This window comes from Algoriphagus sp. oki45 (genome assembly GCF_036245605.1).
Taxonomy (GTDB): Bacteria; Bacteroidota; Bacteroidia; order Cytophagales; family Cyclobacteriaceae; genus Algoriphagus.
In genome coordinates this window covers 229040-242253 of record NZ_BTPC01000003.1, presented here as the reverse complement: position 1 = coordinate 242253, position 13214 = coordinate 229040, and the positions used below count along the sequence as shown (strand labels likewise).

13 protein-coding genes are annotated in these 13214 nt (G+C 46.0%); 8 read left to right on the top strand and 5 right to left on the bottom strand.

The window, feature by feature from the left end; all coding sequences use genetic code 11:
- Positions 1–196 precede the first annotated feature (196 nt).
- The 5 genes from AAA942_RS15090 to AAA942_RS15070 all read right to left on the bottom strand — a co-directional run bounded on the left by AAA942_RS15090 (position 197) and on the right by AAA942_RS15070 (position 4091).
- On the bottom strand, positions 197–655 hold the full coding sequence (locus tag AAA942_RS15090) for an RES family NAD+ phosphorylase (RefSeq protein WP_338221119.1): 459 nt from the start codon (positions 653–655) through the stop codon (positions 197–199).
- Positions 655–1122 (bottom strand): antitoxin Xre/MbcA/ParS toxin-binding domain-containing protein, encoded by a 468-nt coding sequence (locus AAA942_RS15085; RefSeq protein WP_338221118.1) that lies wholly within the window; start codon positions 1120–1122, stop codon positions 655–657. Before AAA942_RS15085 ends, AAA942_RS15090 begins: the two co-directional genes overlap by 1 nt.
- 77 nt (positions 1123–1199) lie before the next feature.
- On the bottom strand, positions 1200–2171 hold the full coding sequence (locus AAA942_RS15080) for a YpdA family putative bacillithiol disulfide reductase (protein ID WP_338221117.1): 972 nt from the start codon (positions 2169–2171) through the stop codon (positions 1200–1202).
- An 11-nt stretch (positions 2172–2182) separates the two neighbouring features.
- A complete protein-coding gene (locus AAA942_RS15075) occupies positions 2183–2929 on the bottom strand; it encodes an NRDE family protein (protein ID WP_338221116.1) in 747 nt (248 codons plus the stop codon).
- 52 nt (positions 2930–2981) lie between these two features.
- A complete protein-coding gene (locus AAA942_RS15070) occupies positions 2982–4091 on the bottom strand; it encodes an alkene reductase (protein WP_338221115.1) in 1110 nt (369 codons plus the stop codon).
- 157 nt (positions 4092–4248) lie between these two features.
- Between AAA942_RS15070 and AAA942_RS15065 the strand changes: the two genes are divergently transcribed.
- The 8 genes from AAA942_RS15065 (at position 4249) to AAA942_RS15030 (ending at position 13213) form a co-directional block, all read left to right on the top strand.
- Positions 4249–5052 (top strand): SDR family NAD(P)-dependent oxidoreductase, encoded by an 804-nt coding sequence (locus AAA942_RS15065; protein ID WP_338221114.1) that lies wholly within the window; start codon positions 4249–4251, stop codon positions 5050–5052.
- A gap of 106 nt (positions 5053–5158) precedes the next feature.
- Positions 5159–5533: a BlaI/MecI/CopY family transcriptional regulator gene (locus AAA942_RS15060; protein WP_338221113.1), complete on the top strand. Its 375-nt coding sequence runs from the start codon at positions 5159–5161 to the stop codon at positions 5531–5533.
- Entirely contained in the window at positions 5530–7518 is a 1989-nt protein-coding gene (locus tag AAA942_RS15055; protein ID WP_338221112.1) for a M56 family metallopeptidase, read from the top strand. The genes AAA942_RS15060 and AAA942_RS15055 overlap by 4 nt, the downstream gene beginning before the upstream one ends.
- A 391-nt stretch (positions 7519–7909) precedes the next feature.
- Entirely contained in the window at positions 7910–8344 is a 435-nt protein-coding gene (gene mraZ, locus AAA942_RS15050) for a division/cell wall cluster transcriptional repressor MraZ (RefSeq protein WP_338221111.1), read from the top strand.
- A gap of 5 nt (positions 8345–8349) precedes the next feature.
- The gene (rsmH, locus tag AAA942_RS15045; protein WP_338221110.1) at positions 8350–9261 is read left to right on the top strand and encodes a 16S rRNA (cytosine(1402)-N(4))-methyltransferase RsmH; all 912 of its coding nucleotides are present in this window, start codon (positions 8350–8352) and stop codon (positions 9259–9261) included.
- On the top strand, positions 9258–9641 hold the full coding sequence (locus AAA942_RS15040) for an FtsL-like putative cell division protein (protein WP_338221109.1): 384 nt from the start codon (positions 9258–9260) through the stop codon (positions 9639–9641). The genes rsmH and AAA942_RS15040 overlap by 4 nt, the downstream gene beginning before the upstream one ends.
- Positions 9638–11746, top strand: coding sequence for a penicillin-binding protein (locus AAA942_RS15035; RefSeq protein ID WP_338221108.1), 2109 nt, complete (start codon positions 9638–9640; stop codon positions 11744–11746). The genes AAA942_RS15040 and AAA942_RS15035 overlap by 4 nt, the downstream gene beginning before the upstream one ends.
- Entirely contained in the window at positions 11747–13213 is a 1467-nt protein-coding gene (locus tag AAA942_RS15030) for a UDP-N-acetylmuramoyl-L-alanyl-D-glutamate--2,6-diaminopimelate ligase (RefSeq protein ID WP_338221107.1), read from the top strand.
- The last annotated feature ends 1 nt before the right edge of the window (position 13214 follow it).

Genomic DNA, 13214 nt, shown 5'->3' with positions numbered 1-13214 from the left:
AGGGCTTTTTCGTTTTCGTTCCCCAGTCTTCTGTCTTCTCACTTCTTTTTCCAAATGGTTAGACTTAGGACAATATTTCCTACCTATGATTTTGGGTTTACGAGATTTTAATGAACCCTAACCATCCTTTGACATCCTAGCCTTCCAACTTTACCATTTTCCAACCCGGACGCGATAAGCACCCGGTTTTCCGTTCCTACTGATTGACCTCAAAACTTACATCCCATTCCTCTAAGACCTTCACTCGAGATGAAAAGTCAGGATGGAGTGGATTGATCAAGAGATTATGTTCGTCGGGATAGCTGCTTAAAGGCAAGCGGCAAGAAGGAATCTTCAAGGAAAGAGAGAGCATGCTTTTCGCCCATTTTCCTCCAAATTCCTGAGTACTTCTCGGATAGGGTCTGTTTTTCCAATCGGGAGCCAAAGTCTCAGGATCGAGATCAGGTATGCTTCCGGTAATTTCAATCAGAACCAGCTTCCCATGGCTTTGAGTCACTATGGGCCCCTTGATACTGAGCAGTTCCAAAAAATTCAAGGCTGAAACCGAACAGGCATAGATCATCGGAGTACCAAAAGGATTCCATCGGCCCGGTCCCAATCCATAGCCGAGAGAGTTTCTCCCGGGTAGGTTTTCGATCAGTCGAAAGTACCTCATCAGAGGATATTACCCCAGGATATCGCCTCCAAAGCCTGATCTACAAGGGTGATTTGGTAGGGGTTTTTAAGGAGATAAGCAGGTTTTTGATTGCCTAGACCAGCATTGGGAGTCTGAAGCCACTGGGAAAAAAGCTCTTCAGTCCCGTAAATCCTTACCCCTTTGGCAATTATCTGGTCTATTTCCAAGAGATTTTTGGTAAGTGCCCTGCTGAGCTTTCGGTCTTCCTTTTTCCAGCGGAAAAGGGTGCTGGGATCTATCTCCATTACCTCGGCAATGTCATGAGTAGTAAAGTCCAAGAAATCGAAAAACCGCCCTGTCTCATGGAAATCCAGGACAGCCCCGTAAGATTCTGCGGGATCACTGACTACCGAAGGTGAGCTCTGAAAAAAATGGTAGGGGCTGTTCCCGACTTCAATTACTTCAGGATCTGCGTCTGAAAATCGAATCTTCCAAGTCTGGCTCATAGCTTTAGAATTGATCTCCGCTAAATTTACACAAAATAATTGAAATTGCAAGTTTTAATTATCCTATTTGCAATAGTTTAGGTGCTTTTGTACACAATGTTCTTTACAATGGCTTCTGCATGAGAGATACTGTTTTCTATAAAAAACTCCCGTGTATTCAGGCCTCCGCAAACTACCCCTGCCAGATATACCCCGGGCACATTGGACTCCTGATTGGCTTGATCGTAGCAGGGCTGCCTCTTTTCATCCAAGCTTAATTCTACCCCCAACTGATCCAAAAGGCTAAAGTTGGGTTTGTAACCGGTCATGGCTAGTACCCAATTATTGGCAATACTTTCCTCCCCTTGAGGTGTGGAAATGATCACTTCATCCGTCTTTATTTCCTTGACTTTTGAGTTGGTAAAGGCTTTGATTGAACCCTCCTTGATTCGGTTCATGATATCCGGTCGCACCCAGTATTTCACATTATCATCTACCTCATCTCCCAACAGGACCATACTCACTTCAGCCCCTTTTCTCCAGCATTCTAAAGCGGCATCTACTGCTGAGTTGGCCCCACCGACTACCAGTACTTTTTGACCAATAAACGGCCAGGGCTCTTTGTAGTAATGAAGCACTTTGGGCAGGTCTTCTCCCGGCACATTCATCAGATTGGGCAGGTCATAAAATCCTGTGGCCAAAACGATCTTTCGGGTGAGATAGGATCCTTTTGAAGTCAAAATGTGGAAGTTTGATCCTAATTTTTTCAGAGTCTCTACCCCCTCGTAAAGATTGACTTTCAGCTGAAAATGAAAGTAAATCCGGCGATAATATTCCAAGGCCTCTGTTCGGGTAGGTTTTGCCCCCACAGACATAAAGGGAATACCGGCCATCTCCAAGCGGTCCGAGGTGGAGAAAAACGTCATATTCACCGGATAATTGTAGATCGAGTTGCAAAGCGCTCCTTTCTCCAAAATCAGGTAATTCAATCCTGCTTTTTGGGCCTCTATTCCGCAGGCCAAGCCAATTGGCCCTCCTCCGATGATGATCAAGTCGTAGATAGTTTGCATTGGGTTGTTGATTAAAATTTGATCAGAGTTTCTGTGAACTGACCTCTATCCCAGCCAAAGCGCCGCTCGGTAATTTGGGTTTTGCCTTCTTTATCCCGTAAAACTGCCGAAGCAGAGACCGTACCGTAATTTGGAGGCATCCGGATCAGCTGTGCCGAAAGGCTTTCTTCCATTTCTTTTGGAACTCCCGTTTCGGGTAATAGTTCCCAAGGGTATTTTTCTGCGGATTTGAGGATATCTAGCAGGATTTCCGGATTTGGGTCGGGAAGTACAGCCATGAGCTGTTTTTTGGCCAATTCAGTCTTTGGCCAAGGATCGTTGATTAGCCCGTTGCTTAGCCCATGAATTCCCGGTTGGATTTCCTCAGGCTCTTTTCCATAATTGCTCACATAATAAAGCCGGTCGCCTTCCGCAGTCAGTAAATTGAATCCATCAAAAAGTCCCCTTTTTTCCCAAACCTGATCCAGATAGTTTTCGGGGGACAGGGGGGAGTGAAGAAAATCCGTGACCAGCTTTCCCCGGCTCATCTGAGCTTTTCGATTTTGGGAGAAATCCCTGTAGTTTGTCAACAAAGCCCATTTTCCATTCGGATGAAACCCCATCCAAGTCCCGCCTCCTCTTAAATCTTTGCCAGCATACCAGCCCTCTTCCCATTGATGAAGGGAGGACGTAGGCCGGTCAAAAAACTCATCCCGGTTGGCTGAAATAAGTAAAGGAAAGTTCGGGTGGACTTTCCAGGCTATTGCTACCAAACACATATCCTAAAGGTAAAAAAAAGAGGTTGCGCTTAGGCAACCTCTGCTTGGGTGATTATCCAACTTTTTCTTGTTCCAATTTGGGATAATCTGTGTATCCTTTTTCTCCGGGAGTGTAGAAGGTGTCTTGGTCCCAGTCTGCCAAAGGAGCGTGGGAAGCAAAACGCTCAGGTAAGTCCGGATTAGAAATGAAGGGTTTGCCAAATGCCACAGCATCTGCCAATCCTTCTTCGATGATCTGATTGCCTTTTTCCTGGTCAAAAGCACTATTGATTACCAGAGTGCCTTTGTAAATCGGGCGATAGCGCTTGGCGATATTCGGCTCCGCAAATTCCAGCTTGCTGACATCGGTGAAAGGCTCCGAAAGATGAAGGTAGGCCAAATTGTACCCGTTGAGTTTGTTGATGATGTAATCAAAAGTAGGGATAGTCTCCTCATTCATGGTCATGCCAAAAACTCCGTGCAAGGAAGGATTCAAACGAACACCGATTCGGTTTTCCGGCATGACTTCTTTGATGGCATCGATCACTTCAAATAAAATTCGGGCTCTGTTTTCAATGGTTCCCCCGTAGGCATCGGTCCGATGATTTGAAGTGGAGTTGAAAAACTGATGCAACAGATACCCATTAGAGGAATGAATTTCTACTCCGTCAAATCCGGCTTCCATCGCATTTTTTGCTCCGTTTTTGAAATCCTGAATAGTCTCTTGGATTTCCTCCAAAGACATTTCTTTTGCTTTCACCGTTTCTTTGAATCCTTCCGGTGTAAATGACTTGGAATTGGGATTGGTCGCCGAGGCAGACAAAGGGAGTTTCCCCCCATGAAAATCCGGATGGGACATTCTTCCTACATGCCAAAGCTGAATGAAAATCTTTCCACCTTCTTCATGCACGGCTTGAGTTACTTGCTTCCAAGCTTCCTTTTGCGCTTCAGAATAAATTCCCGGAGTGTTAATGTAGCCCACCGCTCTTGGCGAAATCTGAGATCCTTCCGAAATAATCAATCCTGCGGAGGCTCGCTGACGGTAGTAGTTGGCGTGGATGTCAAAAACTTTGTTTTCCGCATTGTTAGCCCGACTTCTGGTCATTGGGGCCATCCAAACCCGATTTTTTAAAGCTAAATCTCCCACTTCAATTGGCTGCAAAAGCGCTTGTGTTTTACTCATGATAGTCGTTGGCTTCTAAATTCAATGTATATACAACTATCTCCGGCTAGTCAAAGTTCAGGTTTGGGAGAAGTTTTCTAAATTACTTTGCGCTGGCATCCAATCGATTCAGAAAAACCCGGTCTATGTACACCTTTCCCTTTATTTTATCCAAACTATGAGACCCTCTCTCCTTATCCTGACAGGCGCGGCTAGCGGCATCGGACTTCATATGGCCAGAAAATGTTATCAGGCTCAGATCCCGATGATTTTGATCGATATCAGGGAAAATGAGCTAAAAGACGAGTTTGGGGAGAAAGAGCGAATCAAACTCTTGGTTGGAAGTGTTTCTGATCCTGAAACCTGGAATCGGGCTTTAGTCCTTGCCAAGGAATGGAGCTTTCCCATTTCTCATCTGATCAATTGCGCCGGAGTCATTCGGCCCGGATTTTTAGTCGATTACTCACTTTCCGACATCGACTTTCATCTGGATATCAATGCTAAAGGTAGTATCCTCGGAACCACAATTATCGGTAGAGAGATGAAGGTTCAGGGCTTTGGGCATATCATAAACGTTTCTTCATTGGCAGGTTTAGCGCCGGTTTCAGGCTTAAGCTTGTATGTGGCCTCCAAGTTTGCTGTTCGGGGTTTTTCCCTTGCTGTAGCAGCAGAGCTGAAAGCCTTTGGCGTAAAAGTCAGTGTACTTTGTCCGGACTTGGTCAATACACCCATGCTGGACCTACAATTGAATTATCCTGAGGAAGCTAAGCTGACATTCAGCGGGTCTGGTCCTATTTTACAGCCTGAGGATGTGGTCAAAGCTATTCTCAAGCTAATGGATAAGCCCAAGGCTGAAGTGACTCTTCCAGCTTCTAGGGGTTGGTTGGCTAAAATCGCAGGTACCTGGCCTTTTGTTGGAGAATTATTTCGCAAATCATTGGAAAGGCAAGGAGAAAAAAATCTCAGAAAATTGCGCAAATAGCTCCTAATGAGCATTTAACACTTTTTAATACGAAAAAAATCGTATTTATTTTTGATCTTACGATACTCTTCGTATAACTTTGTACGAAAGCAATCGTATTATTCGCATGAACAAACCTACCGAAGCTGAATTGGAGATCCTTTCCTTGCTGTGGCAATTGAAGGAAGCGAGTGTCCGGCAGATTCACGAGCGGCTCGCCGCAGTGAAGGATACCGGATACACCACCACACTGAAGATCATGCAAATCATGCATGCCAAAGGGATGGTGGAACGTGATGAAACCAGCCGAACCCATATTTATCGCCCATTGGTCAAGCAGGGAGACACACAAAAATCCCTTTTGAAAAATCTGATGACCACGGCCTTTGGAGGAAGTACAAGTACTTTGGTCATGCAGGCCCTGGGACAGGAGAAGCCTTCCAAAGCCGAGATTGATGAAATTCGAGCCTTTCTTGACAACCTTGACAACGATAACGCATGAACCTTTTGAATGATTGGATTTCAGAACCTCTTTTGAATGCGCTGGGATGGACTTTAGTCCACTCAGTTTGGCAGTTGATTTTGATAGCTGGGTTACTAGCCTTAGTACTCAGACTGGCAAAGAGCTCCACTCCTGCCCTAAAGTATGGGCTAGCGGTAGCGGCCCTTATGGTTTCCTTCTTTTCGGTAGGCCTGACTTTCGTCTATGAATGGTCTCAAGTGGAAGCAGCGGCTTCCATTTCCTTACCTGAGGATTTTACCCTGAAGGTCTATCAGGAGCAGGTAGGTGAGGAGATTTCCTTGGAAAACTGGATGACTCAAACCTCCTTTTGGATAGAAACCAATCTGACTTGGTTGGTTAATTTCTGGTTTTTGGGGGCCTTGCTTTTCGTTTTTAGATTGGCAAATAGCCTCTCGGAAATACGTAGCCTGAGAAAGCAATCTACAGTTTTACTTGATTTCGAGACTCAGCAAGTGGCCCAAAGGATAGCTAAGAAACTGGGAATCCAAAGGAAGTTTGAACTACGAACTCATCACAAGGCCCAATCTCCTTTGACTTTCGGCACCTTAAAGCCGGTAATCCTCTTGCCAGCTGCTTTGGTTTTTCACCTTACTCCCCACCAACTTGAAGCCATTCTTGCACACGAGTTTGCTCATGTAAAGCGAAACGATTACTTGGTCCACCTGCTGCTCTCAGGATTGGAAGTAATTTTCTTCTTTCATCCTTGCTATTGGTGGATGAGTCAGACCGTCAAAGAACTCCGGGAAAATGCAGCTGATGATTTGGCATTGAAGTCGGGCATTCAGCCAAAAGTTCTGGCAACGAGCCTGGCGGAGGTTATCAATTTCACCAGAGAAAACACCCCCGAACTTTCACTTACCGCTGGCAAAAAACGAAATCCAACTCTACTGAGAATCAAGCGTATTCTCGGCTATTCCACTGAAAACTATCCACAAACTCCGCTAATTTCCATTCCTATGCTACTCACTGTATTTCTCAGCCTTGGGCTGATGGCCTCTGCCCAACAAGACACGCCCAAGTCTCCGGAGGCGCCTCAGCTTGCTTCCGAAGAGTTGCCATTAAGTTCTTCTTTTGTTCCAATCACACCTCAGGATACAACCATCAAAACCTACATTGATCCCAAGACTCAAGAGACCATTAAAGTATATGGGAAAAACACTATGATAATCACTTCTGATGATGGTAAAGTTTATCAAGTCAATGGAGATCGGTTAATCTACGAAGGGGATACTTTACCTCTAAGTCCAAAAACCAAGGCTGCACTCGAAAAATTAAAGAATCTGGAAACTAGTTCTATACCTGATTTGGATTTTCCTACAGTACCTGAATTCCCGATGGAATTGGAAATGGCTCCAATGCCAGACTTCGAAATAGAAATCCCGGAACTTGGAGAAATGCCTCCTTTTCCAATGGAAGCTATGGCTATGCCTCCATTTCCCGATTTCCCTATGGAGTTTGATTTTCTAGGCGAATTTCCAGCGGAGTTTTTTAAGTCGGATACCACCAAAATGACTGCTGCCGAAAGAGAAAAATGGCACAAAGAAATGGCAGACCGAGCCAGAGAATTCTCTAAGGAAGCTGAGCTCCGGGCCAAGGAATGGGAGATTCGATGGAAAGAAAATGAGCAGGAGAGACAAGCAAAAATGTCTGAGTGGGAGGCGAAATTTAAGCAAGAATTTGAGCCGAGAATGAAGGAGTTTGAGCTTAGGATGAAAGAATGGCAGGCTGCCAATGAACCTAGGTTGCAGGAATTTGAGGCAAAAATGAAAGCCTGGCAAGAAGCACAGGAACCGAAAATGAAAGAATTTGAGCTAAGAATGAAAGAATGGGAGAAAGCCCAAAAGCCCAAGTTGGAGGAATTCCAAAAGAGAATGGAAATCTGGCAGCAGGAGCACAAAGCCAAAATGGAAGAGTTTCAAATGCTGCTGAAAGAAGAGCTCCAAAAAGCCAAAGAGAAAAATTAAAACATGTGTTGTTGATCTATAAAAGACCTGTCCAATTGGGCAGGTTTTTTTTATGAAGGTGGGTTGATTCACCATTTCTTGATATTTCCTGGGAAAATCCCCCACTTTTTATCCCATACTCGACCCAGCATTCCTTTAGATCAGAGTTTTAATTCTAAAAAAGCCCAAAATCGGACTGTTTTAGCCCATTTTTTCAAGCTGTGCCTAGGGTGTTAACCTCTTGAAAATCAATAAAAATTTCGAAGAAATTTTTTTAAAAATATTGGTGTGGATGAATCTTTTGGCTATTTTTAATCCAAAGTGGGAAAAAGTGGGGGAAAGTGGTAGATTGTGTAATTCAATTTCTTACTTTTGTTTTTACAGAAAACTCTACAAAAGATAGCGTCAGCAAATGTTTAACAGTTCATACGATGCCAAGCTCGATCCTAAAGGACGTCTGGTATTGCCGGCAAAGATCAAGTCGGCAATTCCGGAGGCCAATGGGTCTACTTTGATGCTGCGTATGGCAGAGGACTACTGCCTCGCTCTGTATCCAATGGTGGAATACAGAAAGCTGGAGAACAAAGTCAAAGCGCTCAACATCCATAATCTGGAGCAGCGGACATTTCAGCGCTCTTTTTTCAGTACTGTCGTAGAGGTAGAGTTGGACAGTGCGGGTCGATTGCTTATCCCAAAGACTTATCAAGCCTATGCCAAACTGGAGAAGGATGTAGTGGTCGTGGGGAATGGAATCCGGATAGAATTTTGGAATCCTGAGCAGTACCAAAAGTTTGTGATCCCTGATCCGGCTGAAGTATCTGGCCAAATGGAAAAGTTTCTCTCCTGACCGTCATGACAGAGTCTGTGTACCATATTCCAGTGATGCTTGACCAATGCACTGAAGGCTTGGCTATTAATCCAAACGGGATTTATGTCGACGTCACCTTTGGTGGAGGGGGGCACTCTCGGGAAATCCTGAAAAATCTGGACCAAGGTCACCTTTACGCTTTTGATCAGGATGCGGACGCAGTGGCTAATGCACCAAAAGATGATCGGTTTACCTTGATCAAGGCCAATTTCAGGGATATCCGCCGCTACTTGAGGCTGTATGGTGTGAAGCAAGTGGATGGAATTTTGGCTGATTTGGGGATTTCTTCCCATCAGATCGATGAGCCAAGTCGTGGATTTTCCACGCGATTTAGCGGGAGCCTGGACATGCGGATGAATCAATCCGCTCCACTTACGGCCAAAGAGGTGCTCAACTCCTACGAAGAGTCCCGATTGCACCGGGTTTTTGGGATGTATGGGGAGGTGAAAAATGCCAAAACTCTGGCTCAGGCAGTGGTAGCCGAACGGGCAGCCAGACCATTTGATACGACGGAAGGCTTCACCGCCTTCCTAAAAAAGTTTGCTCCCAGAGGAAAAGAGTTCAAATACTTCGCTCAGGTGTTTCAGGGGCTTCGCATAGAGGTAAATGACGAGATGGGAGCTTTGGAAGAAATGCTGCTAAGTGCAGTCGAGCTATTGAAGCCTGAGGGAAGATTGGTGGTGATGAGCTACCATAGTCTTGAGGATCGGTTGGTCAAAAATCTCATTACCAAGGGGAAGTTTCAGGGTGAAGTAGAGAAAGACTTCTACGGGAATCTCCTTCGGCCCCTAGAACCAGTCAGTCGGGGTGCTATCGTAGCGGATGAGGTGGAGGTAGCCTCCAACCCAAGAGCGAGAAGTGCAAAATTGAGAATTGCAAAAAAGATAGGGAAATGAGTCAGAACACCTTTAAGAAGAAGCTTAAAGCAGGGAACAGCCCCAAAGGCGGTCCCCGAAAGACCATTTTTACCTGGATGGAGGAGAAGTTGGATGTGACCCGGATTTTGGGTGAAGGGGTTCCGGTGCAGTTTGTGCCGCCTGTAGCTTTTCTCACTCTCTTGGCTTTACTCTATATCTACAGCAATCACCGGGCTGAAAATATGGTGAGAAAAATCGAAAAAGCCCAGCAGGAAGTGGAAGATATCCGTGCCGATGTCACTACGCTGGAAGCAGAATATATGCAAAGCAGCATGCAGTCCGAGGTGGCTAAGCGTGTAGCCCAGTATGATCTCTATGAATTGAATCAACCACCGGTAAAAATCGAGGTGAAAAAGTGAATATCAAACGCTCCATAGTGCTCCGAGTGAGGGTGGTTTTCATCCTGGTCGCGTTGGCTGCGTGTGCCATTCCTTACCGTATTGCCGTGGTGCAGTTTCAGCAGGGTGAAAAATGGCGGGCCAAAGCCGAACAGGTCAATTTTCAGTACCGGGAAGTTCCTGCGACTAGAGGAAATATCTATGCCGCAGACGGAAGCCTTCTGGCGACTAGTTTGCCTTTTTACCGGGTAGCAATCGACCCCACTATGGCAAAAGATGCCAAATTCAAGAGCGGAATCGATTCTCTCTCCCGATTGCTTTCATCTTTCTACAGAGATAAGTCTGCAACGGCTTACAAGCGAATGATTCAGGACGCAAGGGGAGACAAAAAGCGCTATCTGGTCCTTAATAGAAAGCAAATCGGCTATCAGGACATGCAAAAAATGGCCAAATGGCCAATTTTCCGTGAAGGAAGACTGGGGGGGGGAGTCATTTTCGAAAAGGTAGAAAAGCGCTATCAACCCTTTAATTCCCTGGCTAGCCGTACGGTAGGATTCCTCAATGAGGATGAATACGGCGCGGGAATCGAATACAGCTTCAATAATTACCTCAAGGGCAAAGACGGGAAAGCTCTTTTTCAGCGTTTGGCAGGCGGAAGTTGGAAGCCGGTTTTTGATGCGGAGGATATCAAGCCAGAAAATGGCTATGATGTCTACACCACCCTGGATGTGAATCTTCAGGATATTGCCGAGACTGCGCTGAGACGACAGCTGATCGACAGAGAGGCAGCCTTTGGTTCAGTAGTAGTCATGGAAGTCAAGACCGGCCATATCAAGGCCATGGCGAATCTGCAGAGAAATAAGAATGGCAAGGGATATTCGGAAAGCTACAACTATGCGGTAGGGGATATCGGCAACACGGAGCCCGGTTCCACCTTTAAGCTTCTTTCCATGCTGGCGCTTTTGGAAGAAAATAAAATCAGTCTCAATGAGATGATAGAGACCGGTAATGGAGCCCATCGCTTTTACAATCAGACCATGTATGATGCAAAGCGGGGAGGTTTTGGAACTATTACCATTCGTGAAGCTTTTGAAAAATCCTCCAACGTGGCCATTTCCAAGCTGGTAGACATGCATTTTGGCTCCAGTCCTTCCAAGTTTTTGGCCTATGTGGACAAAGCGGGAATCAGCGAGCCTTTCGGAATTCAACTTGCAGGAGAGGGCAAACCTTTCTTCAAAAAGCCCGGAGCGAAAGACTGGTATGGGACTTCCTTGCCTTGGATCTCCATCGGCTACGAGTCCAAGCTCAACCCAATTCATACTCTTGCACTATATAATGCAGTAGCCAACAATGGGGTGATGATGAAGCCTCTTTTTGTGAAGGCAGTCGGAAGAGGGAATTCATTTGTAGAAATCTACGAGCCAGAGGCTATCCGGAAGAGTATTGCCTCCGAAAAGACCATCAAGCAGCTTCAGGAGTTGCTGGAAGGGGTAGTCCTGAGAGGTACTGCCAAAAATATCCTGAATACCGATTATTCCATTGCAGGCAAGACCGGTACGGCTCAGAAAATCACCAACGGGCGCTACACCGAGACTTACTACACCAGCTTTGCCGGCTATTTTCCAGCAGACAGGCCGAAATACAGTATGATCGTGGTGATTGACAGTCCTAATGGGTTTGCTGCATACGGTGGAGATGTATCCGCTCCTGTTTTCAAAGAAATCGCCGATCGGATTTTTGCGCTCGATATGGAGCTCAATCCGGTAGATCAATCCAAAATCTTTAAAGCGGAGTCAGATGATCCCACGATCCCTGTAATCAAGGCGGGTAAAGGGGAGGATTTGCAGGGAATTTTTGAGCATTTAGGCCTTTCCGCCAAATCTCCCGCAGCAGAGGAATGGGTAAAGCCCACTTTCGCAGCTGAGCGTGTGGATCTGAAAATCAATGAAACCGATAAGCCCGTAGTTCCTGATGTATCTGGAATGCCGCTTAGGGACGCGCTATTCATTCTGGAGAACAAAGGACTTCGTGTCAACTACAACGGTACCGGCCGGGTGATTCAGCAATCTATCTTGCCCGGAACCCAGCTAAAGCCCAATACCACCATAAATCTAGTGCTTGGATAAATGAAACTACTCAAAGACATATTATATAAGGTGTCACTGACCTCTACCCAGGGAAACATGGAGCAGAGAGTGAGCGAACTCGTCTTTGACAGCCGCAAAGTCAGCAAGGATTGTGCATTCGTAGCAGTGGCAGGTACTCAAGTGGATGGACATGAATACATTGAAGCAGCCCTGGAAAAGGGAGCTGCTGTGATTGTCTGTGAGAGGCTTCCCGAAAAGATTCGAGAAGGAATCACTTACGTACAGGTGACCGATTCAGCCAGAGCTTTGGGTATCATGGCTTCCAACTTTTTCGGCAATCCTTCCGACAAAATCAAAGTCGTGGCCGTGACCGGTACCAATGGAAAGACTACCACGGTGACTTTGCTTCATCAGCTCTTTGTGGCGATGGGGTATTCTACCGGGCTTTTGTCTACCGTAGAAAACAGAATCAACGAAAAGATCATCCCGGCTACCCATACCACACCGGATTCAGTCAGTGTTCATAAGCTGCTGAAGCAAATGGTAGATGAAGGCTGTACGTATTGCTTCATGGAAGCGAGTAGCCATGCCATCGTACAGGAAAGAATCGCTGGACTCAAACTGGCCGGAGCAGTATTTACCAATATCTCCCATGACCATTTGGACTATCACGGGACGTTCGATGAATACATCAAAGCCAAAAAGAAGCTTTTTGATGAGCTTCCCAAAGATTCCTTTGCCTTAGTGAATGCTGACGACAAGCGGGGCCTGGTCATGCTCCAAAACTGTAAGGCTACCCATCAAACCTTCGCCCTGAAATCCGCGGCGGACTTCAAAGCCAAAATACTTTCCAATACTCTGGAGGGTCTTGAGCTGGATATCAATGGAAAATCCATCTGGTTTAGACTGATTGGTACATTCAATGCTTACAATCTTCTGGCTGTATACGGAGTGGCGGTTCTCCTTGGAGAAGAGGAGGAGGAAGTTCTGCGAGAGCTTTCAGTCATCCGCGGGGCCAAAGGAAGGTTTGATCGGATTTCCAAAGGTGGAGTGACTGCCATCGTGGATTATGCGCACACGCCTGATGCCCTTGAAAATGTGCTCAAGACTATCAATCAGGTCCGTACCGGAAACGAGCAACTGATCACAGTAGTCGGCTGTGGTGGAAATCGGGACAAGACCAAGCGTCCGGCCATGGCCAAGATTGCAGTGAAGGAAAGCGACAAAGTGATTTTGACCTCCGACAATCCCCGATTCGAAGATCCCATGGATATCCTCAGAGATATGCAGGCTGGAATAGGACCGAGTGAAATGAGAAAAACGCTGACGATCGAGGACCGAAAAGAAGCCATCAAGACCGCCGTCATGCTGTGCCAAAAAGGGGATATCATCCTGATTGCAGGCAAAGGGCACGAAGACTATCAGGAAATAAAAGGAGTGAAGCATCATTTTGACGATGCGGAGACTGTAACGGAAATCTTAAATCAATTCACAACCAACCGCTGAA